General features: G+C 67.0%; 16 protein-coding genes and 1 pseudogene. 11 read left to right on the plus strand and 6 right to left on the minus strand.

The window, feature by feature from the left end:
• Positions 1–620: 620 nt before the first annotated feature.
• Together glpK and AC6LJW_RS24805 are read right to left on the minus strand one after the other, a co-directional pair.
• Positions 621–2,147, minus strand: coding sequence for a glycerol kinase GlpK (glpK, locus tag AC6LJW_RS24800; RefSeq protein ID WP_498088503.1), 1,527 nt, complete (start codon positions 2,145–2,147; stop codon positions 621–623).
• On the minus strand, positions 2,134–3,588 hold the full coding sequence (locus AC6LJW_RS24805; protein ID WP_056564664.1) for a DHA2 family efflux MFS transporter permease subunit: 1,455 nt from the start codon (positions 3,586–3,588) through the stop codon (positions 2,134–2,136). Before AC6LJW_RS24805 ends, glpK begins: the two co-directional genes overlap by 14 nt.
• 98 nt (positions 3,589–3,686) lie before the next feature.
• Here AC6LJW_RS24805 and AC6LJW_RS24810 point away from each other — a divergent pair, with 98 nt between their 5' ends.
• From AC6LJW_RS24810 to AC6LJW_RS24825, 4 genes are all read left to right on the plus strand, one after another.
• The gene (locus AC6LJW_RS24810; RefSeq protein ID WP_056564661.1) at positions 3,687–3,875 is read left to right on the plus strand and encodes a DUF3460 family protein; all 189 of its coding nucleotides are present in this window, start codon (positions 3,687–3,689) and stop codon (positions 3,873–3,875) included.
• A gap of 16 nt (positions 3,876–3,891) precedes the next feature.
• Positions 3,892–4,782, plus strand: a complete 891-nt coding sequence (locus AC6LJW_RS24815) for a segregation and condensation protein A (protein ID WP_105237199.1) — start codon at positions 3,892–3,894, stop codon at positions 4,780–4,782.
• Positions 4,783–4,817: 35 nt separating this feature from the next.
• Complete coding sequence (panC, locus tag AC6LJW_RS24820; RefSeq protein ID WP_056564655.1) at positions 4,818–5,672, plus strand: pantoate--beta-alanine ligase; 855 nt, start codon at positions 4,818–4,820, stop codon at positions 5,670–5,672.
• A gap of 137 nt (positions 5,673–5,809) precedes the next feature.
• The gene (locus AC6LJW_RS24825; RefSeq protein ID WP_056564652.1) at positions 5,810–6,175 is read left to right on the plus strand and encodes a response regulator transcription factor; all 366 of its coding nucleotides are present in this window, start codon (positions 5,810–5,812) and stop codon (positions 6,173–6,175) included.
• Between the two features lie 138 nt (positions 6,176–6,313).
• On the opposite strand, the gene AC6LJW_RS24830 is transcribed toward AC6LJW_RS24825, so the two are convergent.
• A complete protein-coding gene (locus tag AC6LJW_RS24830) occupies positions 6,314–7,084 on the minus strand; it encodes a copper resistance protein NlpE N-terminal domain-containing protein (protein ID WP_056564648.1) in 771 nt (256 codons plus the stop codon).
• Positions 7,085–7,286: 202 nt separating this feature from the next.
• Here AC6LJW_RS24830 and AC6LJW_RS24835 point away from each other — a divergent pair, with 202 nt between their 5' ends.
• The 7 genes and pseudogenes from AC6LJW_RS24835 to AC6LJW_RS24865 all read left to right on the plus strand — a co-directional run bounded on the left by AC6LJW_RS24835 (position 7,287) and on the right by AC6LJW_RS24865 (position 18,794).
• Positions 7,287–8,135, plus strand: coding sequence for a prepilin peptidase (locus tag AC6LJW_RS24835; RefSeq protein ID WP_498088504.1), 849 nt, complete (start codon positions 7,287–7,289; stop codon positions 8,133–8,135).
• 49 nt (positions 8,136–8,184) lie between these two features.
• Positions 8,185–8,878, plus strand: a pseudogene (coaE, locus tag AC6LJW_RS24840) (dephospho-CoA kinase).
• Complete coding sequence (gene zapD / locus AC6LJW_RS24845) at positions 8,875–9,627, plus strand: cell division protein ZapD (RefSeq protein ID WP_056564637.1); 753 nt, start codon at positions 8,875–8,877, stop codon at positions 9,625–9,627. The pseudogene coaE and the gene zapD overlap by 4 nt, the downstream one beginning before the upstream one ends.
• 133 nt (positions 9,628–9,760) lie before the next feature.
• Positions 9,761–11,026: an MdtA/MuxA family multidrug efflux RND transporter periplasmic adaptor subunit gene (locus AC6LJW_RS24850; RefSeq protein ID WP_498088505.1), complete on the plus strand. Its 1,266-nt coding sequence runs from the start codon at positions 9,761–9,763 to the stop codon at positions 11,024–11,026.
• Positions 11,027–11,038: 12 nt separating this feature from the next.
• A complete protein-coding gene (locus AC6LJW_RS24855) occupies positions 11,039–14,137 on the plus strand; it encodes an MdtB/MuxB family multidrug efflux RND transporter permease subunit (RefSeq protein WP_175186025.1) in 3,099 nt (1,032 codons plus the stop codon).
• Complete coding sequence (locus AC6LJW_RS24860) at positions 14,134–17,247, plus strand: multidrug efflux RND transporter permease subunit (protein ID WP_056564621.1); 3,114 nt, start codon at positions 14,134–14,136, stop codon at positions 17,245–17,247. The genes AC6LJW_RS24855 and AC6LJW_RS24860 overlap by 4 nt, the downstream gene beginning before the upstream one ends.
• Entirely contained in the window at positions 17,244–18,794 is a 1,551-nt protein-coding gene (locus AC6LJW_RS24865) for an efflux transporter outer membrane subunit (protein ID WP_498088506.1), read from the plus strand. Before AC6LJW_RS24860 ends, AC6LJW_RS24865 begins: the two co-directional genes overlap by 4 nt.
• Here AC6LJW_RS24865 and AC6LJW_RS24870 read toward each other — a convergent pair.
• The 3 genes from AC6LJW_RS24870 to AC6LJW_RS24880 all read right to left on the minus strand — a co-directional run bounded on the left by AC6LJW_RS24870 (position 18,745) and on the right by AC6LJW_RS24880 (position 22,204).
• Positions 18,745–20,163: an amidase gene (locus tag AC6LJW_RS24870; protein WP_498088507.1), complete on the minus strand. Its 1,419-nt coding sequence runs from the start codon at positions 20,161–20,163 to the stop codon at positions 18,745–18,747. The genes AC6LJW_RS24865 and AC6LJW_RS24870 overlap by 50 nt on opposite strands.
• Positions 20,164–20,382: 219 nt before the next feature.
• Positions 20,383–21,345 carry a Nudix family hydrolase gene (locus tag AC6LJW_RS24875; protein ID WP_427986689.1) on the minus strand — a complete coding sequence of 321 codons (963 nt, stop codon included), beginning with the start codon at positions 21,343–21,345 and terminating at the stop codon, positions 20,383–20,385.
• Positions 21,338–22,204, minus strand: a complete 867-nt coding sequence (locus AC6LJW_RS24880; protein WP_056564611.1) for an ATP-binding protein — start codon at positions 22,202–22,204, stop codon at positions 21,338–21,340. Before AC6LJW_RS24880 ends, AC6LJW_RS24875 begins: the two co-directional genes overlap by 8 nt.
• Positions 22,205–22,209 lie beyond the last annotated feature (5 nt).

Raw genomic sequence — 22,209 nt, forward strand, 5'->3', positions numbered from 1 at the left:
TGACACCCTGGTGAGATTCGCTTCATGCCTAGTGCGTCTCCCAAGGGTGTCAGACACCGGCAGCGGCAGACGCTCTCCAAGGGTGTCAGACACCGGCAGCGGCAGACGCTCTCGCCAGGTTCAGGCACAGACGGCTTTAACCGTCCATTGGACTCCAGTGCCCGATGGGCGGCGGCAATTCGGCCGCGCGGGCGGCTTCCGGTGACTTACGCGGTGTCTTACGTCGTGGCGATGACGCGTCGCGTGTGGCTGCTTCGGCTCCAGGTGTCTGACACCCTGGTGAGATTCGCTTCATGCCTAGTGCGTCTCCCAAGGGTGTCAGACACCGGCAGCGGCAGACGCTCTCCAAGGGTGTCAGACACCGGCAGCGGCCGACGCTCTCGCCAGGTTCAGGCACAGACGGCATTAACCGTCCATTGAACTCCAGTGCCCGATGGGCGGCAGCAATTCGGCCGCGCGGGCGGCTTCCGGTGACTTACGCGGTGTCTTACGTCGTGGCGATGACGCTTCGCGTGTGGCTGCTTCTGCTCCAGGTGTCTGACACCCTGGTGAGATTCGCTTCATGCCTAGTGCGTCTCCCAAGGGTGTCAGACACCGCCGGCAAGCCAATAACCGACGCCTTACTTCGTCACGCCAGCCGACCAGCCCTTCGACAACTCCACCGCCTGCCGCCACCGCTTCATCCGCGCATCCCGCACGGATTGGGGCCAGGAGGGCGTGAAGGTGCGTTCGGCCTGCCACTTCGATGCAAATTCTTCCTGACCCGACCAGAAGCCCACGGCCAAGCCAGCGAGGCCCGCTGCGCCCAGAGCAGTGGATTCGGGGACCCGCGGACGTACAACCGGAACGCCCAGAATGTCAGCCTGCATCTGCATCAGCAAATCGTTGCGGGCAGCGCCGCCATCGACGCGCAATTCCGTCAAAGCGATGCCGCTGTCCGCGTTCATGCACGTCAGCAGTTCGGCGCTTTGCAGGGCGATGGATTCCAGCGTGGCACGTGCGATGTGGGCGCGTGTGGTGCCGCGAGTCAGGCCAACAAGGGTGCCGCGCGCGTAGGGATCCCAGTGGGGGGCGCCCAGGCCGGCGAAGGCCGGGACCATGAACACGTCGTCGGTGTCCGAGACGCTGGCGGCCAGGGATTCGATTTCTTCTGAACGCTGGATGATGCCCAATCCGTCGCGCAGCCACTGGACCGCAGCGCCCGCCACGAAGACGCCGCCCTCCAGCATGTAGGTCGGCTTCCATTTGTCCTGGCCGGGTTGGGGCAGGCCCCAGCCGACGGTGGACAGCAGGTTGTTGCGCGATTCAACGGGCTTGTCGCCCACGTTCATCAGCATGAAGCAGCCGGTGCCGTAGGTGTTCTTGGCCATGCCGGGCGTGAAGCAGGCCTGGCCGAAGGTGGCGGCCTGCTGGTCGCCCGCCACGCCCGCGATGGGCACGGAGCCGCCCAGCCATTCGGGGAGAGCGTCGCCAACGATGGCGCTGCTGGGCGCGATCTGCGGCAGGACGCTGCGCGGGATGTTGAGCAGCGCCAGGATGTCGTCGTTCCAGTCCTGCGTGTGCAGGTCGAACAGCATCGTGCGCGAAGCGTTGCTGGGGTCGGTGCTGTGGACAGCGCCGCCGGTCAGTTGCCAGATCAGCCACGTGTCGACGGTGCCGAAGGCCAGTTCGCCGCATTCGGCCAGGCGGCGCGCGCCGGGCACGTGGTCCAGCAGCCAGGCCAGCTTGGTGCCGGAAAAGTAGGCGTCGACGACGAGACCCGTGCGCGCCTGCAGGAAGTCGCCGTGGCCGTCCTGGCGGAGCTGGTCGCACATCGGGGCGGTGCGGCGGTCCTGCCAGACGATGGCGCGGGCCAGTGGACGGCCGGTCGAGCGTTCCCAGATGAGCGTGGTCTCGCGCTGGTTGGTGATGCCGATGGCGGCGATGTCGGCGGCTGCCGCGCCGGCGTTGCGCAGGGCTTCGCGGGCGACGTCGAGCTGGCTGTGCCAGATCTCGTTGGCATCGTGCTCGACCCAACCCGGACGCGGATAGTGCTGGCGGAATTCACGTTGGCCCACGCCGCGGACCACGCCGTCGCGGTCGAACACGATGGCTCGGGAGCTGGTCGTGCCCTGGTCCAGGGCTAGGACAAATTCATTCGTCGTCACTGTTTTTCGCGCCGTTCAGGTGAGCCCCGGCCAGCGGGTCGAGGCGTCTAAAGGAGAAAGTCGATGCCATGCACAGCAGGCCGATGACGATGAAGCCCGCAACCACGTCGCTGACGGCCAAGGTTTCGGCGCCGCGCAACGACATGCTGATGTTCAGCGTGACCGCGGCCACCCCGACGCCCAGCGTGATGCCCAGTTGCTGGGCCATGGCCGAAAAGCTGCTGGCGCGGCTCATCTTGGCGGGCGGGATGTCGGCATAGGTTAGCGTATTTACCCCCGTGAACTGCAACGACCGGAAGAAGCCGCCCACCAGCAGGATGGCGATCATCAGCCAGACGGGCGTGGCCGGGTTGAAGGCGCCGCAGACGATGATGAAACCGCCCGTCAGCACCGCGTTCAGGGTCAGCACGCGCCGAAAGCCGAAACGCTGGACGATGGGCGTGGCGACGAATTTCATCAGCAGCGCGCCGGCGGCGCTGGCGAAGGTGATGAGACCGGCCGAGAACGGCGAAAGCCCAAAGCCCACCTGCAGCAGCATGGCCAGGAGGAACGGCGTGGCGCCGACCGCGAAGCGGCACAAGTTGCCTCCCAGCGTGGAGATGGCGAAGGTGGGAATCCGCATCAGGGACAGGTCGATGATGGGATGTTCGGTGCGCCGCGCGTGCACCCCGTACAGCAGTCCGCACACGATGCCCACGGCGATGAGGCCGAGCAGCATGGGCAGCGGCATCACGTCGCGGCCGATGGCCTCGAAGCCGGTGACCAGCGTGGCCAGGCAGCCGGCGCTAAGCAGAAAGCCGACCCAGTCGAGGCGCGGCGTGCCGGTCTCGCGGATTTCCGTGACATACCGCAGCACCAGAAAAATGCCCAGGAACCCGATCGGGATGTTGATCAGGAAGATCCAGTGCCACGACATGTACGTGACCATGAAACCGCCCAGCGGCGGTCCGATCACCGGGCCAAGCAGCGCCGGGATCGACAGGAAGGACATGGCTTTCAGCAGATCCTGCTTGGGGACGGTGCGCAACAGGATGATCCGCCCCACGGGCACCATCATGGCGCCCGCCATGCCCTGGACGATCCGGGCCAGAACGAGCTGCGGCAGGTCCTGCGAAATGGCGCAGGCGACGGAGCTGAGGGTGAACAGGCCGATTGCGGTGATGAATACGCGCCGGGCGCCGTAGCGGTCGGCCGCCCAGCCGCTGATCGGCACGAAAACGGCGACTGCCAACAGGTACGAGGTGATGGCCACGTTGAGCCGCACCGGGGTGGATCCCAGGGCCCGGGCCATGGCGGGCAGGGCGGTCGCCACGACCGTGGCGTCCAGCATCTGCATGAACAGCGCGCACCCGACGATGAAGGGAATCATGCGCGCCGCGCGCACAGCATCCGGGGTTGAGGGGGGAGCGGGATTGGCTGCGGCGGCGGATTCTGCGGGCATGTCGGACGGCTGCGGTGGAAGCCTGACGATTGTAACGCCGGGGATTCGGCCGCCGTGAAGTAAACTCGAGACATCTGCAACCTAATAAAATTGGCGTCATGGCGACCAACTACGAATCCGAGATCACCCAGTTCCTCAAGGACTTCAAGAAATCCCACCCTGGCACCGAAGAGCGCCAGCGCGAGGGACGCGCCCGCCTCTGGGACAAACCGCAGGATCAAGAGCTGCTCGAAGGCTTCCGCGCGGCACGCGTGGCGCAAAGGCCGTACGTGTATCAGGCCGACTGATACCTTTGCGGCAAACATGGTCCAGAACCCCTCGGTGCCAGGCGATGCCCTGGCCAAGCTAGTGGCACCGTCCGTCGACAGCACGCCCGACACCATCGATAGCGTGGCGTTTGCGCGTCTGTATGGCGAACCGCTGTTCCAGATGCCGACGGACCTGTACATCCCGCCCGATGCGCTGGAAGTCTTTCTCGAAGCTTTCGAAGGGCCGCTGGACCTGCTGCTTTACCTGATCCGCAAGCAGAACTTCAACGTTCTGGACATTCCCATGGCGGATGTCACGCGGCAGTACCTGTCGTATGTGGATCAGATCCGCATCACCAACCTCGAACTGGCCGCCGAATACCTCCTGATGGCGGCCATGCTCATCGAGATCAAGTCGCGCATGCTGCTGCCGGTCAAGAAGACCGACACCGGCGAAGAGCCCGAAGATCCCCGCGCCGAACTGGTCCGCCGCCTGCTCGAATACGAGCAGATGAAGCTGGCCGCCCAGAAACTGGACAAGATGCCGCAGCTGGGCCGCGACTTCGTCAGCAGCCAGGCTGTGGCCGACCTCAGCGTCGAGCGCGCGCTGCCCGACGTCAGCGTGGACGACCTGCGCGCGGCCTGGGCCGACATCATGAAGCGGGCCAAGCTGAACCAGCACCACCACATCACGCGCGAGCAACTGTCTGTGCGCGATCACATGACGCACATCCTGCGCCGGTTGAACGACGTGCGTTTCATGGAATTCGGCGACCTCTTCATGGAGCGCGTCCGCGAGGGCGCGCCCGCCGCGGTCGTCGTCGTGCATTTCATTGCCATGCTCGAACTGGCGCGCGAATCGCTGTTGGAGATCACGCAGGCGGAGCCGTATGCGCCCATCTACGTGCGCCTGGCCTACACCAGCGTGGCGGCCGTCGCGGCCTGATCCTGACCGGGCTCGCGCCCACTCCGGAGATTCCCTTGAAAGTCGTACACACCATCCAGGAATTGCGCGATCACCTGCGCGGACAGAACCGCGTGTCGTTCGTGCCCACCATGGGCAACCTGCATGAAGGCCATCTGTCGCTGATGAAGCTGGCGCGCCAGCATGGCGATCCCGTGGTGGCCAGCATCTTCGTGAACCGCCTGCAGTTCGGCCCGAACGAGGATTTCGACCAGTATCCGCGCACCCTGGCCGCCGACATCGAAAAGCTCGAAGCGGCGCGCGACGTCTATGTGCTGTTCGCGCCCAACGAGCGCGAGATGTACCCCGAGCCGCAGAATTTCCGCATCCAGCCGCCCGATGATCTGGGCGACATCCTGGAAGGCGAATTCCGTCCCGGCTTTTTCGCCGGCGTCAGCACCGTCGTGCTGAAGCTGTTCTCCTGCGTGCAGCCGCGCGTGGCGGTGTTCGGCAAGAAGGACTACCAGCAGCTCATGGTGGTGCGCAACATGTGCCGCCAGTTCCAGTTGCCCGTCGAGGTGCTGGCGCACGAAACCGTGCGCGCGGCCGACGGACTGGCGCTGTCCTCGCGAAATCGCTACCTGACTGACGCCGAGCGCGCCGAGGCGCCGGCGCTGTACGCCGAGCTGCAGGAGATCGGCCGCCGCCTGGCCCAGGGCGAACGCGATGCCGCCGCGCTGGAAAACGAGGCAGTCCAGCGGCTGACGCAGCGCGGCTGGCAGGTCGACTACGTGGCCTTGCGCCGCCAGCGCGATCTGAACCGCCCCGAGGCCGCCGACTTGCAGGCGGGCGAACCTGTCGTGGTGCTGGCCGCCGCCAAGCTGGGCGCCACGCGCCTGATCGACAACCTGGAATTGGTCTATACGGCCTGAAGCGGGGCGGGGATGGGCGGTCGATACGGGGCGCTTGATGCGAGGCGTTTTCATCAGCCCCTATCAGAATTGCTAGCTTACGGCGGCCCGGCCGGCGGGGCAGACTGTTTGCAATCCTATATTGCAAACGAGCTTCCATGCCCTTTCCTCACCCCGAACTCGACGCCGCCCTTTCATCCCTGACCGCCCGCGAACGCCAGATCGTCGAATACGTGGCGGCAGGGCGCGCCAACAAGGTCATCGCCATCGACCTGGGCATTTCCCTGCGCACCGTGGAGGCCCACCGCGCCCGCATCTTCGCCAAGCTCGGCGCGCGCAATGCCATGCAGCTCGCCTGCCGGCTGTGCGCCCATGGGCAGTCCGGCGCATCGCCCGTCCCCGGGGCAAGCTGGCCGTCCCGCAACATGCCGCCTCCCGTCCGGCCCGGCCCACAGCCGCAGGTATTGCACGAGCCCGCCAGTGAGTACGGCGATTGCCCGGCAAAGCCCGAGGTTCCTCCTTGATGGCGATCCGACGGCCGGCCAAAGAATTCGGGCCTGACGAACAAGGTGTTCGTCAGGCCCGGGAAGGGTGCGGCGGCGTTGCGTGCAGCGGCGTTGTTTCCGGCAGCGATCAAACGCCGCAGGCGGACACCCGAACGATCAGGGGCACTTGGGCGCCGCGGCGCTGGCCAGTTCGTCGATCGGGTCCAGATCCGGCTGGCGGGTCAGGTTGTAGTTCAGGTTGGGCGTCTGGCCGCCAATGGAGCGCACGCGCAGCACGTTGTTGGCCGCGACCAGGAATTCCACGCGGACATTGCCTTGGCCGTCCATCAGGATGACGCGCGGCGGGCGTTCGTCGGTGGCGTCCCAGCAGCCTTGCTCGGAAACCGGCGGACCCTTCTTGGGATCGTTGTCCAGGTAGGCGGTGCGGCCGCGCCAACGGCCATTGGGCGCCAGCGTCAGCGTCACGCGCTGGGCGGTGCACTGCATGGCAGGCGAAAAACACGGCAGCGTGCCCATGTAGGTTTGCGGCTGCGGCACCAGGCTGTGGGTGATGCCGTTGGCCGCCGGGGCGGGTGCCGCGGGGGCGGGCGCCGAGCTGCCCGAGCCACCTTCGGCGCCTTCCGGCACGGCTTGGCCGTCTTCGGTGGTCTGGCCGGCGGCAACGGCCTGCTGGTTTTGGTTCTGTTGGCGGCGTGCGTCGGGCTTGAGCTCGATCTGCACTTGCGACGGGGCGCGGATGACAGTGCGGTAGCCGGCGCCCGAACCTTGGTACTGCGCGTCGGTCACGGTGCTTTCGGGCGGCAGGTCGTAATAGCCTTCGGCTTTCTGCTTGGCGCATCCGGTTGCGGCGATCACGGTGCCCGCTAGCAGCAGCCCCATGACGCTGAGTTTGCGGGAGCGGGAAACGTTGTCTACGCGCGCGGCCATGGCAGCTTATCCGTGAATTGAGTCTGTCTCCGATTTTACGCACTTATGCGAAGATTCGATACGTTCCCCTTAGCCGTTCCCGGGCATCCGGGCACTTTATGCACAAATTACGACAGCGCCGCGTGCGGCGCTTCATTCCTTGCGCCATCGCCCGCCAGTCGGATGGGCTGGCGCGCCCGGGCCATGAGGGGCGGTGACGCCGATGTGGCAAGTCTTTGATCTACCCCTGGGCGTCTTCGTAGGCGTGGCGGCGCTGGCCGGGCTGTTCGCCGGCAACTGGTTGACGGTGCTGACGCATCGGCTGCCGCGCATGATGGAGCGCGAATGGCAGGCGCAGTGCCTGGACGCCGCCGGCAAGCCGCGGCCCGCGGGCCACTATGGCCTGCTGGCGCCGGCCTCGCACTGTCCCGCCTGCGAGGCGCCCATCGAAAGAATGGCTCGGATTCCCGTGCTCGGCTGGTTGCTGCTGCGCGGCCGGTGCGCGGCCTGCCACGCGCCCATCGGCTGGCGCTATCCCGTCATCGAACTCCTGACCTGCGCGCTGTTCGCGGCCTGCGCGCTGCGCTTTGGCGCGACGCCGATCGCGGTGGCGGCCATGGGCCTGTCGGCCATGCTGGTGGCGCTGGCATGGATCGACTTCGAAACGACGCTGCTGCCCGACGTCCTGACCCAGCCCCTGGTGTGGGCGGGCCTGCTCGTGAACCTGTTCGACGCGTTCATCAGTGTGCAGACGGCTGTGGTTGGCGCGGTGGCCGGTTATCTGTTCCTGTGGGTTATCTTTCATGTGTTCCGCCTGTTGACCGGGCGCGAAGGCATGGGGCAGGGCGACTTCAAGCTGCTGGCCGCGCTAGGTGCGTGGTTCGGCGTCGAGGCCTTGCCGATGCTGCTGCTCAGCGCGTCGCTGGTGGGTGTGCTGATCGGCGGGGCGCTGACGCTCATGGGCCGCGCCAGCCGCGGCCAGCCCTTGCCCTTCGGCCCGTATCTGGCGCTGGCCGGGCTGGTCATGCTGCTGCTGGGCGGCGAGCAAGGCCTGTTGCCGTTCATGAATTAGGCGCCGCACCCCGCAACGCCTATCAAGCAAGACACAAAGGAAAGGCAGCATGTTCAACATTGGTCTGACGGGCGGCATCGGCTCGGGCAAGTCCCGCGTGGCGGACATGCTGGCGGAGTGGGGCGCGGCGTTGGTCGACACCGACGAGATCGCGCGCTCTCTCACCGCCGCCGGCGGCGCCGCGATGCCCGCGATCGAACGCGAATTCGGACCGCAGGCCTTGACGCCGGACGGCGCCCTGGACCGCGCGTGGATGCGCACGCAGGCATTCGCCGATCCGCAGGTGCGGCGGCGGCTGGAAGCGGTGCTGCATCCAGCCATCGGCCGCGAAACGGAACGCCAGGCCGCGGCCGCGCGCGGATCGTATCTGGTCTTTGTGGTGCCGCTATTGGTTGAGTCCCTGGACCGTTGGCGAGACCGCGTGGATCGTATCTGCGTGGTCGATTGCGATCCCGAAACGCAGGTGGCTCGCGTGCAGCAGCGCAGCGGGCTGACGGAGCAGGACATCAGGCGTATCATGGCGGCACAGGCTGCGCGGGCACGCCGGTTGGAGGTCGCGGACGACGTCATACTCAACGACGCAACGACAACGCCGGAACAGTTGCGCGCGCGGGCGTTGACCTTGCATGACCGCTGGCTGGCGCTGGCGACCACCACGGGCCGGTAAGCCAGCGGCTGCCGGCACCCCTGAAAATTCTTGGCCCGCCGGCCAACCACTTGATAGGGCCTGTAAAAAAGCGTGATTGTTTACGAATATCCCTTCAACGAGCGCATCCGTGCTTATCTGCGGCTGGAATACCTGTTCGACAGGCTCTTCTTCTTTGTTCGCGAAGGGGACTCACGCCAGCATCAGGTTGCCGTTACCTCCCTATTCGATCTGCTCGACGCGTGCGAACGCACCGACGTGAAAGGCGCGGTCCTGCAAGACCTCGAACGCCAGCGCCTTGCGCTGGTGGGGCTGCGCGATCATCCGGGCGTTGCGCAGGATGCGCTGGAAGGCATGCTGCGCGAAATGGAAAAGGTGGCCAGCGCGCTGGCACCCCTGGGCAAGACCGGCCAGTCGCTGCGCGAAAACGAATGGCTGACCAGCCTGCGCGGCCGCCTGTCGGTGCCCGGCAGCGCCACGCAGGTCGACATGCCTTCGTACTATGCCTGGCAGAACAAGCCCGAAGCCGCGCGCTGCGCGGACCTGCAGGCCTGGGTTACGCCTTTCATTCCCCTCTACGACGGCCTGACCCTGGCGCTGCGCCTGTTGCGCGAGTCCGGGCGCAAGACCGACATCGTGGCCGAGCAGGGCGCCTATCAGCAGATGCTGGGCGGCAAGCAGTTCCAGCTTTTGCGCGTCTGGGTGGACCCCACTCATGGTGTCTTTCCCGAGATCAGCGCCAATAAGTACATGATCTGGATACGTTTTTCCACCCAGGACGGGGAATTCAAGCCCCAGCAGGTGGCCCGCGACGTGTCATTCCAGATGACCCTGTGCAGCGCTTAGGCTGAAGTTACGCAGGGTTTCGCTGCCCGGATTCCTGTTGCGGGTCGTTTCAGCATGACGGTCATCAGGGCCGAAACCGGGACGGTCTAGTAGACAATACGGCTTTCCTTCCGAGTGTGCCGGAACCGTCTCCATGTCCGATAGCCGTCCTGTATCCCCAACCTCCCGCTGGAGCCGTCGCCGTATGGTCGGCTTGGGTCTGCTGCTCCTCGTCGTGGCGGCGATCGCGTGGTTGGTGCTCCGGCCCTCGGCCAAACAGGGCGGTCCGGGGGGACGGGCCGGCGGCCGGCCTCCCATGGCAGCCATGGCCAACCTGCCCGTGCCGGTGCGGATTGCCACCGCCGCCCAGCAGGACATCGACATCTTCCTGCGCTCGCTCGGCACCGTCACCGCCTACAACACCGTCACCGTCCGAAGCCGCGTCAGCGGCGAACTGGTCGACGTCGCCTTCCAGGAAGGCCAGCAGGTCAAGGCCGGCGACCTGCTCGCGCAGGTGGATCCGCGCGCATTCCAGGTGGCCCTGGACCAGGCGCGCGGCACGCAGATGCAGAACCTTGCCCAGCTTGAAAACGCCCGCCGCGACCTGCAACGCTACCAGGCCCTCTTCAAGCAGGATTCCATTGCCCGTCAGCAGGTCGACACGCAGGCCGCGCTGGTGCGCCAGTATGAAGGCACGGTCAAGAGCGACCAGGCCAATGTCGACAATGCCAAGCTGCAGCTCGACTACGCGCGCATCACCGCGCCGATCAGCGGCCGCCTGGGTCTGCGCCAGGTCGACCGCGGCAATCTGGTGTCCAGCTCGGACACCAACGGTCTTGTCGTCATCACCCAGACCCAGCCGATTTCCGTCGTCTTCACCCTGCCCGAAACGCAACTGCCCGAAGTGCGCGCCGAACTTGCCGCTGGCAAGACGCTGGCGGTCGACGCCTATGACCGCGCCGATACCCGCCGCATTGCAACCGGCAAGCTCGAGACGCTGGACAACCAGATCGACGTCGCCACCGGCACGCTCAAGCTCAAGGCCCGGTTCGACAACGCCGACGATGCCCTTTTCCCCAACCAGTTCGTCAACGTGCGTCTGCACGTGCTGACCCGCAAGGACGTGACCGCCATTCCGACGGCTGCGGTCCAGCAGGGCTCGGCCGGCGCGTTCGTCTTCCTGGTGCAGGACGACAACACGATCGCGGTGCGCCAGGTGAAGCTGGGCGCCATCAACAGCGGCATGGTCGCCGTCAACGAGGGCTTGAAGCCGGGCGACCGCGTCGTCACCGAAGGCACCGACCGCCTGCGCGCCGGCGCCAAGGTCGAAATCCTGGGCGGCGCCGAAGTCATTCCCGCCACCCGCGACAAGACGCTCGGCGCGGGGGCGCCGGCCGGCACCACGCCCGCGTCCAAGTAAGCCGAGAACGCCGTGAGCCCGTCGCGCCTCTTCATTCTGCGCCCCGTGGCCACCACCCTGTCGATGGTGGCCATCCTGATCGCGGGCCTCATCGCCTACCGTTTCCTGCCGGTTTCCGCGCTGCCCGAGGTCGACTACCCGACCATCCAGGTCGTGACGCTGTACCCCGGGGCCAGCCCCGACGTCATGACGTCGCTGGTCACATCGCCCTTGGAGCGGCAGTTCGGCCAGATGCCCGGCCTGAACCAGATGTCGTCCACCAGTTCGGGCGGCGCCTCGGTCATTACCCTGCAATTCAACCTGACGTTGCCGCTGGACGTGGCCGAGCAGCAAGTGCAGGCGGCCATCAACGCCGCCTCGAACCTGCTGCCGTCCGACCTGCCGGTGCCGCCCACGTATAACAAGGTCAACCCGGCCGACGCGGCGGTGCTGACGCTGGCGATCACGTCGCCCACCATGCCGCTGCCGCAGGTGCGCGACCTGGTCGATACGCGCGTGGCGCAGCGGCTGTCGCAGATTCCGGGCGTGGGCCTGGTCAGCGTGGCGGGCGGGCAGCGGCCAGCGGTGCGTGTCCAGGTGAATCCGCAGGCGCTCGCGGCCAACGGCCTGTCGCTGTCGGACCTGCGCACCGCCATTGTCGGCGCCAACGTCAACCAGCCCAAGGGCAACCTCGACGGCCCGCAGCGTTCCACCACCATCAACGCCAACGACCAGCTCAAGTCGCCCACCGACTACAACAGCCTGATCATCGCGTACAAGAACGGCGCGCCGCTGCGGCTGGCCGACGTCGCGCGCGCGGTCGAAGGCGCCGAAGACACCCGCCAGGCCGCGTGGGCCGGCGACAAGCCCGCCATCCTGCTGAACATTCAGCGCCAGCCCGGCGCCAACGTGATCGACGTGGTCGACCGCATCCAGGCGCTAATGCCGCAATTGCGCGCGGCGCTGCCCGCCACACTGGACGTGGCGGTGGTGTCGGATCGCACCCAGACCATCCGCGATTCCGTCGCCGACGTGCAGTTTGAAATGCTGCTGGCCGTCGGGCTGGTGGTCATGGTCACGTTCATTTTCCTGCGCAGCATGACGGCCACGCTGATTCCCAGCGTCGTCGTGCCGCTGTCGCTGGTGGGCACGTTCGGGATCATGTATCTGTCCGGGTTCTCGATCAACAACCTGACGCTGATGGCGCTGACCATCGCCACGGGCTTCGTCGTGGACGACGCCATCGTCATGATCGAAAACATCGCCCGTCACATCGAAGAAGGCGAGAAGCCGATGCAGGCCGCGCTGAAAGGCGCGTCGCAGATCGGCTTCACGCTGATCTCGCTGACCCTGTCGCTGATTGCCGTGCTGATCCCGCTGCTGTTCATGACGGAAGTCGTGGGCCGGCTGTTCCGCGAGTTCGCGATCACGCTGGCGGTGGCCATTCTGATCTCGCTGGTGGTGTCACTGACGCTGACCCCGATGATGTGCGCGCGCCTGCTGCGCGCCGAATCCGAGACCAAGCACGGACGCTTTCATCAGGCCACGGGCGCCTTCATCGACCGCATCATCGCGGGCTACGACCGCATGCTGCAGGTTGTGCTGCGCCATCAGACGCTGACGCTGATCGTGGCGGTAGCCACCTTTGCGCTGACCGTGCTGCTGTACCTGGTGGTGCCCAAGGGCTTCTTTCCGCAGCAGGATACCGGCCTCATCCAGGCCATCACGCAGGCGCCGCAGTCCATCTCGTTTACCGCCATGTCCGAGCGCCAGCAGGCGGCGGCCCGGCTGGTGCTGGAAGATCCCGACGTGCAGGCCGTGTCGTCCTTCATCGGCGTGGACGGCAGCAACGCCACGCTCAGCGCCGGCCGCATGCAGATTTCGCTCAAGCCGCAGGCCGAACGAAACGGCGACCTGCGCACGGTGATGGCGCGCCTGCAAGAGAACCTGAACAAGCAGGACGGCCTGATTGTCTACATGCAGCCGGTGCAGGACCTGACCATCGAAGACCGCGTCAGCCGCACGCAGTACCAGATGACGCTGTCCAACCCCGACCTGAAGGTGCTGAGCGAATGGACGCCCAAGCTGGTCGACCGCCTGCGCGCCGTGCCGGGCCTGATGGACGTGGCCGACGACCTGCAGGACGATGGCCTGCAGACGTGGGTGGAAATCGACCGCGATGCGGCCTCGCGCCTGGGCATCACCGCCGCCGTCATTGACGAGACGCTGTACAACGCCTTCGGCCAGCGGCTGATCTCCACGATCTTCACGCAGTCCAACCAGTACCGCGTGGTGCTCGAAGTCCTGCCGCAGTTCCAGATGTCGCCCGCCGCGCTGGGACAGCTCCACGTGCCCACATCCACGGGCGCTCAGGTGCCGCTGTCTTCCGTTGCGCACATCAGCGAAGGCCGGACGGTGCTGGCCGTGAACCGGCTCGACCAGTTCCCCATGGTGACGGTGTCGTTCAATCTGGCGCCCGGCGCCTCGCTGTCCGACGCTGTCGAGAACATCAAGGCGGCCGAGGCCGAGATCGGCATGCCGTCCGGGGTCGAAACACGCTTCCAGGGCGCGGCGCTGGCGTTCCAGAATTCGCTGTCCAGCACGCTGTGGCTGATTCTGGCGGCCGTGGTCACGATGTACATCGTGCTGGGCGTGCTCTATGAAAGCTATATCCACCCGATCACCATCCTGTCCACGTTGCCGTCCGCGGGGGTGGGCGCGTTGCTGGCGCTGCTGATCAGCGGCACCGAACTGGACATGATCGGCATCATCGGGATCATCCTGCTGATCGGCATCGTCAAGAAGAACGCGATCATGATGATCGACTTCGCGCTGGATGCCGAACGCAAGCGGGGCCTGGCGCCGCGCGAGGCCATCCACGAGGCCGCGCTGCTGCGGTTCCGGCCCATCCTGATGACCACGCTGGCTGCACTGTTCGGCGCCCTGCCGCTGATGCTGTCCACCGGCACGGGCGCTGAACTGCGCCAGCCGCTGGGCCTGGTGATGGTGGGCGGCCTGCTGCTGTCGCAGGTGCTGACGCTGTTCACCACGCCGGTCATCTACCTGATGTTCGATCGCATGTCCCGCCGTTGGCGCGGCGCGGGTGCGCCGTCCGCCGGAGACGCGCGATGATCCTGTCGGCCCCCTTCATCGTCCGGCCGGTGGCGACCACGCTGCTGAGCCTGGCGGTCGTGATGGCCGGCATGCTTGCGTTCTTTCTGTTGCCCGTGGCGCCGCTGCCGCAGGTAGACATCCCCACCATCTCCGTGTCGGCCAGCCTGCCGGGCGCCAGTCCCGAGACCATGGCCTCCAGCGTCGCCACGCCGCTGGAGCGGTCGCTGGGCAGCATCGCGGGCGTCACCGAAATGACCTCGCGCAGCTCGCAGGGCTCCACCCGCATCACGCTGCAGTTCGACCTGTCGCGCGACATCAACGGCGCGGCGCGCGACGTGCAGGCCGCGATCAACGCGGCGCGTTCGCTCTTGCCGACTGGCCTGCGCAGCAATCCCACCTATAACAAGTCCAATCCGTCGGACGCGCCGATCATGACGCTGGCGCTGACGTCCGACACGCTCAGCCAGGGCCAGTTGTACGACCTGGCCTCCACCATCGTGGCGCAGAAGCTGTCGCAGGTGGACGGCGTGGGCGAGGTCACGGTGGGCGGCAGCTCGCTGCCCGCGGTGCGCGTCACCGTGCTGCCCGGCGCGCTGGCCAACCAGGGCGTGTCGCTGGACGAACTGCGCGCCACGCTGGCCAACGCCAATGCCAACCGGCCCAAGGGCGTACTGGAAAACGACCGCTACCACTGGCAGATCATGGTCAGCGACCAGCTCAGCCGGGCCGAGGAGTACCGGCCGCTGATCGTCGCCTGGCGCGACGGCCGGCCGGTGCGCGTCTCCGACGTGGCCAAGGTGGAGGACTCGGTCGAAGACCTGTACCAGACCGGCTTCTTCAACGACCGCAACGCCATCCTGATGGTCGTGCGGCGGCAGGCGGACGCCAACATCATCGAAGCCGTGGACGCCGTGCGTGCGCAGCTTCCGGTGCTGCAGGCGCTGATGCCCGCCGACGTCACCATGACGGTCGCGCAGGACCGCACGCCCAGCATCCGCGCGTCGCTGCACGAAGCCGAGCTGACGCTCATCATCGCCGTCGGGCTGGTGGTGCTGGTGGTGCTGCTGTTCCTGCGGCGCTGGCGCGCGGCCATCATTCCCAGCGTCGCGGTGCCGGTGTCGCTGATCGGCACGTTCTGCATCATGTATATGTGCGGCTACACGCTGAACACCATCTCGCTGATGGCGCTGATCGTTGCCACGGGTTTCGTGGTGGACGACGCGATCGTGGTGCTGGAAAACATCATGCGCCACGTCGAAAACGGCATGTCGCCGATGCGCGCCGCGCTGCGCGGCTCGCGAGAGGTCGGCTTCACGGTGCTGTCGATGAGCCTGTCGCTGGTGGCCGTGTTCATTCCCATCCTGCTGATGGGCGGGGTGGTCGGACGCCTGTTCCGTGAGTTCGCCGTCACCCTGTCTGCGTCCATCCTGGTGTCGCTGGTGGTGTCGCTGACGCTCACGCCCATGATGTGCGCGCGCCTGCTGCGGCCCGAACCCAAGGACCCCAAGCCGCCTGGCCGGCTGGCACGTTGGACCGAACGGGGCTTCCAGTCCATGCAAGACGGCTACCGCCGTTCGCTGAGCTGGGCGCTGGCGCACGGGCGCCTGATGATGCTGACGCTGGCGATCGCCGTGGGCCTGAACGTCTATCTGTACACCGTGGTGCCCAAGGGCTTTTTCCCGCAGCAGGACACGGGCCAGTTGCTGGGCTTTTTCCGCGTCGACCAGGGCACGTCGTTCCAGGCCACGTTGCCCAAGCTCGAAGCGCTGCGCAAGGTCGTGCTGGACGATCCGGCCGTGCAAAGCATGACCGGTTATGCGGGCGGGCGCGGCGGCAGCAACAGCAGCTTCATGCAGATCCAGCTCAAGCCGCTGGGCGAGCGCAAGGTTTCCGCCGACGTGGTCATCAACCGCCTGCGCGCCAAGCTGCAGAACATGCCCGGCGCGCGATTGTTCCTGGTGTCGCAGCAGGACATCCGCATCGGCGGCCGCCAAAGCCAGGGTTCGTACGACTACACCCTGATGTCCGGCGACCTGCAATTGCTGCGCACCTGGATGCCCAAGGTGCAGCAGGCGATGGCCAAGATTCCGGAGATCACCGACGTGGACGCCGACGTCGAGGACCGAGGCCGCGAGATCAACCTGGTCATCGACCGCGAAGCCGCGACGCGGCTGGGCATCAGCATGGCCACCATCTCCACGGTGCTGAACAACTCGTTCAGCCAGCGCCAGGTGTCGGTCATGTACGGGCCGCTCAATCAGTATCACGTGGTGCTGGGCGTGGACCCTAAGTTCGCGCAGGACATCGAATCGCTGCGTCAGGTCGAGGTCATCACGGCGGACGGCGCCCGCGTGCCGCTGTCGGCGTTCACCAAGCTTGAAAATGCCAACGCGCCGCTCAGCGTGAGTCACCAGGGCCTTTTCGTAGCCGACACCATCTCGTTCAGCCTCGCGCCCGGCGTGTCGTTGGGGCAGGCAACCACCGCAATCGACAATGCCGTCGCGCGCCTGGGCCTGCCGTCCGATCAGATCCAGGCCGGCTTTCAGGGCACTGCCGCCGCGTTGCAGCAGACGCTGGCGCAGCAACCCTGGCTGATCCTGGCCGCGCTGGTGACCATGTACATCGTGCTGGGCATTTTGTACGAAAGCTTCATCCACCCGCTCACGATTCTGTCCACGCTGCCGTCGGCGGGGCTGGGCGCGCTGCTTGCCCTGCTGCTGGTGCGCCATGATTTCACGCTGATCGCGCTGATCGGGGTATTTCTCTTGATCGGCATCGTCAAGAAGAACGCGATCATGATGGTGGATTTTGCGCTCGACGCCCAACGCCACCATGGCATGTCGCCGCGCGACGCCATCTTTCAGGCATGCCTCACGCGGTTCCGCCCCATCATGATGACGACGATGGCGGCCATCTTTGGCGCGCTGCCGCTGGTGCTGGCGACGGGCGCCGGCGTCGAGATGCGCCAGCCGCTTGGCATTACCATCGTGGGCGGCCTGGTCCTGAGCCAGATCCTTACGCTGTACACCACGCCCGTGGTCTATCTTTATCTGGACCGCTTCCGCCTGTGGGCCGCGCGCCGGCGCGCCTCGCGGGGCGGGAATTCCGCTTCCATAGAACACACATGATTCGTACCAAGCCGTTTTCCTCCGCCTCTCTTCCCCGCGCCGCGGCCTCGCTGGCGCTGTGTGCGCTGCTGGGCGCCTGCGCGGTCGGACCCGACTATCAGCGCCCCGCGCTGGACGTTGGCGCGGCCTACAAGGAAGGCCAGGTCGAGGTGCCCGGCTGGAAGCCGGCCCAGCCGCGTGACGACGCCGACCGGGGCGCGTGGTGGAAGGTCTACGACGACGCCACGCTGGACGGCCTGCTGGTTCAGCTGAACACGTCGAACCAGACCATCGCGCAGGCCGAGGCGAATTATCGCCAGGCGCTGGGCCTGGTGCGCGGCGCGCGTTCGGGGTTCTATCCGACGGTGGGCGCGGGGGCGGGCATGAGCCGCGCGGGTAGCGGCGGGCAAAGCGGTTCGTCGACGGGTTCGGGCAGCAACGTGTCCAATCAGTATTCGCTGACCGGCAGCGTGAGCTGGGAGCTGGACGTCTGGGGCAGGGTGCGCCGCAGCGTCGAGTCGTCCGAAGCCAGCGCCGCCGCCAGTCTGGCCGACCTGGGCGCAACCCGCCTGAGCGCGCAGGCTGCGCTGGTGCAGACCTACCTGCAACTGCGCGTGCTGGACGAACAGAAGCGCCTGCTCGACGCCACCGTGGCCGCGTACGAAAAGTCGTTGAAGCTTACGCAGAACCGCTATGAAGTCGGCGTCGCGGGCCAGGCCGATGTGGCGGTCGCGCGCACGCAGCTTGAAAGCACGCGCGCGCAGTCCATCGACCTGGATTGGCAGCGAGGCCAATACGAGCACGCGATCGCGGTGCTGATGGGCCAGGCGCCTTCGCAGTTCAGCCTGCCGCCCGCAGTGTTCACATTGCGGCTGCCGCAGATTCCGGTGGGCCTGCCGTCCGAGTTGCTCGAGCGCCGTCCCGACGTCGCCGCCGCCGAACGCCGCGCCGCGGCCGCCAATGCGCAGATCGGTGTGGCCCAGGCTGCGTGGTTCCCCAGCCTGACGCTGTCGGCCGACGGCGGTTTCCGTAATGGTGAATTCGCCGAACTGCTGACGGCGCCTGCGCGCTTCTGGTCGCTGGGTCCGGCGCTGGCGCTGACGATCTTCGACGGCGGCGCGCGCGAGGCCCAGGTCGAGCAGGCGCGCGCTTCGTACGACTCGCAGGCGGCGGCCTATCGCCAGGCAGCGTTGACCGGTCTGCGCGAGGTCGAGGACTACCTGATCCAGCTTCGCGTGATGGAGCAGGAACAGATCGTGCAGCGTCGCGCGCTGGAATCGGCGCGCGAATCGCTGCGTCTTATCCAGAACCAGTATCAGGCGGGTTTGGTCGACTACCTGAGCGTGGCCGTGGTCGACGCCACCGCGCTCAGCAGCGAGCGCAATGCCTTGAGCCTCATGGGTAGCCGGCTGGTGGCCAGCGTTAATCTGATCGTCGCGCTGGGCGGCGGCTGGGAAGGGCTGCCGGTCGAGACGGCCAGCGCCGCGCCTGCAAGCCCAGCGCCCGCAAATGCAGCGCCTACAACCCCACCGCGTTCAGATCCGGCCGCTGGCGGTGCCATTCGGTGACCGCTTGGAAGGCAATGCCGATCCGGCCCAGCGCGCCTTCCGCGTTGGGTTTGCCCAGCAACTGCACGCCTAGCGGCAGGCCGTCGTTGGTAAAGCCCGCGGGCAGCGCCAGCCCGGCTGCGTTCATGTAGTTCCCGGGTCGGGTAAACGCCGCAAGCGGGGTGGCCGCTTCGTCCACATCGGCCAACTGACGCGCGCCGAACGGGGCGCAGGGCGTGAGGACGGCGTCGAACTCCTGCATCCAGTCCAGCCAGTCGCGGCGCGCTTGCGCATGGGCCTGCAGCGCCGAGATGTAATCGGCGGCCGAGATGCCCTTGCCCGACAACACGCGGGCGCGCACATACTGGCCGATGGGCTTGGCGGCGTCTTCGATGTAGCCTCGGTGCAAGGCATAGGCTTCGGCGGCGATGATCTGGCCGTTGCGGTGCATCATCTCGCGAAAGTCGAAGGGCAGCGGCGTCTCGGCCACGTCCGCGCCCAGCGCGGCCAGCACGCGGCGCGCGTCGTCCAGCGCGGACAGCGCGTCGGCCTCCACCGCGATGGGATGCTGCGCAATCGGCATCACCGCGATGCGCACGCCGCGCAGCGGCTGCGCGCCGCCGGCCGGCTCGCGGCAGTCGAAGGCCGGGATGCCGAACGTCAATGGGTCCTGGATGTCGTGGCCGGCCATCAGCCCAGTCAGCAGCATCGCGTCGCGCGCATCGCGCGTCAGCGGGCCCAAGGTGTCCAGCGTGGTCGACAGCGCCACCGCGCCGTGCAGGCTGATCAGGCCGCGCGTGGTTTTCAGGCCCGTAATGCCGTTCAGCGCCGCAGGAATCCGGATCGAACCGCCGGTGTCCGAGCCCAAGGCGGCCGGAGCCAGTCCAGCCGCGACGGCCACGCCGGAGCCGCTGGATGAGCCGCCGGGCACCCGCGCGCGCTCCAGATCCCAGGGGTTGCGCGGCGTGCCCATGACCGGGTTCGTGCCCCAGCCGCCGAAGGCGAATTCCACCATGTGGGTCTTGCCCAGCATCACCATGCCCGCGTCCAGCAGCCGCGTGACCGCCGTGGCGGTGACGCCGCTGCGGCGTTCGCGCCAGGCCTCGGACCCCGCCGTGGTGATCTGGCCCTGGATGTCGCACAGATCTTTGACCGCCACCGGCACGCCGTCCAGCGGGCTGAGCAGCCCGTAGCCCGCGCGCCGGCGGGCGTCGGCGGATTCGGCCAGCCGCAACGCGCCCGCGTTGTCCACGCTGACAAAGGCGCCCAGCGTGGGATTTGCCCGGTCGATGCGGTCCAGGAAGTGGCGCGTCAATTCCACCGAGCTGTAGCGGCCCTGCGCCAGGCCGTCCGCCAGATCGGCCAAGGTGGCAAATGCGATGTCAGACATGAGTTTCCTTGATGCCATGCCATGCGTCTGTCCGCCAGACGCATGCAACCCCGTCCGCGTGATGGCGGCCGGTCACGGCATGTAGGGTGCATCGGCGCGCGGGTTTGGTCTATGCGCGCTTTCCCGGCCGGATCAAAAACAAAACGGCCCATGCGAGGCATGGGCCGTTTTGTTCTGATCCGGGTGGCGAACCAAAGTCGCCAGGCGACCGGCCATGCATCAGAGCACGCCGCGGATCCCGGCGATGCCGTGCGCGCCGTGGCGCAACGCCTGCGAGACGGTCTGGGTGGACTGGCCGCCCAGCGCGAACACCGGAATACCCGCATCGCGATTGCCTTCGACAAAACCTTCCCAGCCCAGCGTTGGCGCGCCGGGATGGCTGGGCGTGTCCAGCACGGGCCCCAGCACGGCGAAGTCCGCGCCCAGTTCGCGGGCATGGACGACCTGGGCGTTGTCATGCGCGGACGCGCCGACCAGCGCGTTGCGCGGCAATTCAGGACGGGCGGTCAGTCGCAGGGCGTCTGCCGTGCGCAGGTGCACGCCGTCGGCTTCCTTCCACCAGGCAATGGGATGGATGCTGTTGACCAGCACGCGCGCACCGGCGGCGCGGCAGCGCTTGATGACCTGTTGCAGCACCTCGTGCAGCGAACTGGCGCCCACGCCATCGGGCCATTGCGGTTCACGGAACTGCACGAGCTTCACGCCGCGCGCCAGCGCGGCTTCCAGGCGGCCGAGGAACGGCGCGATGCCCGCGCGCGAGCCAATGGCGCTGATGCCGTAGGTGGTGGGCAGTTGCAGCCAGCGCAACGGGGGCAGGGTGGCGGGCAGCAGGTCGCCCACCGAGGCCGCATTGGCCGGATCCACCCATTCCAGACGCTGGTTTTCCAGGCTTTGCGGCTCGCCTTCCCAGCCCGTGACATGGCAGAACGCCAGGCGTACCGTGGTGTGCGGATAGGCATGCACGTACGTGACCCACGGGCGCGACTGCGTGACACGGATGCCGATCTCTTCCTGGAGTTCGCGGGCCAGCGCCTGCAGCACGGTCTCGCCGGGTTCGAGCTTGCCGCCGGGAAGCTCCCACCAGCCGGACCACGGCTTGCCTTCGGGCCGCTGGCCCAGCAGCAGCTTGCCGTCAGGGCGCAGGATCAAGCCGGCGGCGACGTCGACGATTTTTTCAGACATGGCGGGCCGCCCAGTCGCGCGCGAACTGATACGCCACGCGGCCCGAACGCGAGCCGCGTTCGATGGTCCATTGCAGCGCCTCGGTGCGCGACGGTTCAATGTGCGGTTCGGGGCAGCCCAGCTCGCGCAGCCAGTGGTACACGATGTCCAGGTAGTCGTCCTGCTTGAACGGGTAGAACGACAGCCACAGCCCGAAGCGCTCGGACAGCGAGATCTTTTCCTCGACGGTTTCGCCGGGGTGGATTTCGCCGTCGGGCTGGTGCTTGGCCTGCAGGTTTTCGCTCATGTATTCCGGCATCAGATGGCGCCGGTTGGACGTGGCGTAGATCAGCACGTTGTCGCCCGAGGCCGACACCGAGCCATCCAACACCGATTTGAGCGCCTTGTAGCCGGCCTCGCCTTCCTCGAAGGACAGGTCGTCGCAGAACACGATGAAGCGCTCGGGCCGCGACGCCACCAGTTCGACGATGTCGGCCAGGTCGCCGAGGTCGGACTTGTCGACTTCGATGAGCCGCAGGCCGCGGTCGCCGTAGGCGGCCAGCATGGCTTTGACCAGCGAGCTCTTGCCGGTGCCGCGCGCGCCGGTCATGAGCACGTTGTTGGCGGGCTTCTTTTCCAGGAACTGCAGCGTGTTGCGGTCGATGGTGGCCTTCTGGCGCTCGATGTGCTGCAGGTCCTGCATGTCGATGCGCGCCACGTGGCGCACGGCATCCAGCCAGCCGCGCGCGCCGCGCTTGCGCCAGCGGAACGCGTGGGCGGTCCAGTCGATGTCGGGCGGGGCGGGAGGCAGGAAGGCCTCCAGCTGCGCCAGCACGCGTTCGGCGCGCTGGATCAGCGTGGTGAACTCGGTAGCCGTCATGGGGA

The sequence above is a fragment of the Achromobacter sp. 1012554356 genome, assembly GCF_059760815.1.

What these genes read in the sequence shown, in the direction of transcription:
- AC6LJW_RS24815 (WP_105237199.1), top strand. Translation starts at nt 3,892, where the DNA reads ATGGTCCAGAACCCCTCGGTGCCAGGCGATGCCCTGGCCAAGCTAGTG.
- AC6LJW_RS24825 (WP_056564652.1), top strand. Translation starts at nt 5,810, where the DNA reads ATGCCCTTTCCTCACCCCGAACTCGACGCCGCCCTTTCATCCCTGACC.
- AC6LJW_RS24835 (WP_498088504.1), top strand. Translation starts at nt 7,287, where the DNA reads ATGTGGCAAGTCTTTGATCTACCCCTGGGCGTCTTCGTAGGCGTGGCG.
- AC6LJW_RS24830 (WP_056564648.1), bottom strand. Translation starts at nt 7,084, where the DNA reads ATGGCCGCGCGCGTAGACAACGTTTCCCGCTCCCGCAAACTCAGCGTC.
- AC6LJW_RS24810 (WP_056564661.1), top strand. Translation starts at nt 3,687, where the DNA reads ATGGCGACCAACTACGAATCCGAGATCACCCAGTTCCTCAAGGACTTC.
- AC6LJW_RS24850 (WP_498088505.1), top strand. Translation starts at nt 9,761, where the DNA reads ATGTCCGATAGCCGTCCTGTATCCCCAACCTCCCGCTGGAGCCGTCGC.
- AC6LJW_RS24880 (WP_056564611.1), bottom strand. Translation starts at nt 22,204, where the DNA reads ATGACGGCTACCGAGTTCACCACGCTGATCCAGCGCGCCGAACGCGTG.
- AC6LJW_RS24865 (WP_498088506.1), top strand. Translation starts at nt 17,244, where the DNA reads ATGATTCGTACCAAGCCGTTTTCCTCCGCCTCTCTTCCCCGCGCCGCG.
- AC6LJW_RS24805 (WP_056564664.1), bottom strand. Translation starts at nt 3,588, where the DNA reads ATGCCCGCAGAATCCGCCGCCGCAGCCAATCCCGCTCCCCCCTCAACC.
- AC6LJW_RS24870 (WP_498088507.1), bottom strand. Translation starts at nt 20,163, where the DNA reads ATGTCTGACATCGCATTTGCCACCTTGGCCGATCTGGCGGACGGCCTG.
- AC6LJW_RS24860 (WP_056564621.1), top strand. Translation starts at nt 14,134, where the DNA reads ATGATCCTGTCGGCCCCCTTCATCGTCCGGCCGGTGGCGACCACGCTG.
- AC6LJW_RS24875 (WP_427986689.1), bottom strand. Translation starts at nt 21,345, where the DNA reads ATGTCTGAAAAAATCGTCGACGTCGCCGCCGGCTTGATCCTGCGCCCT.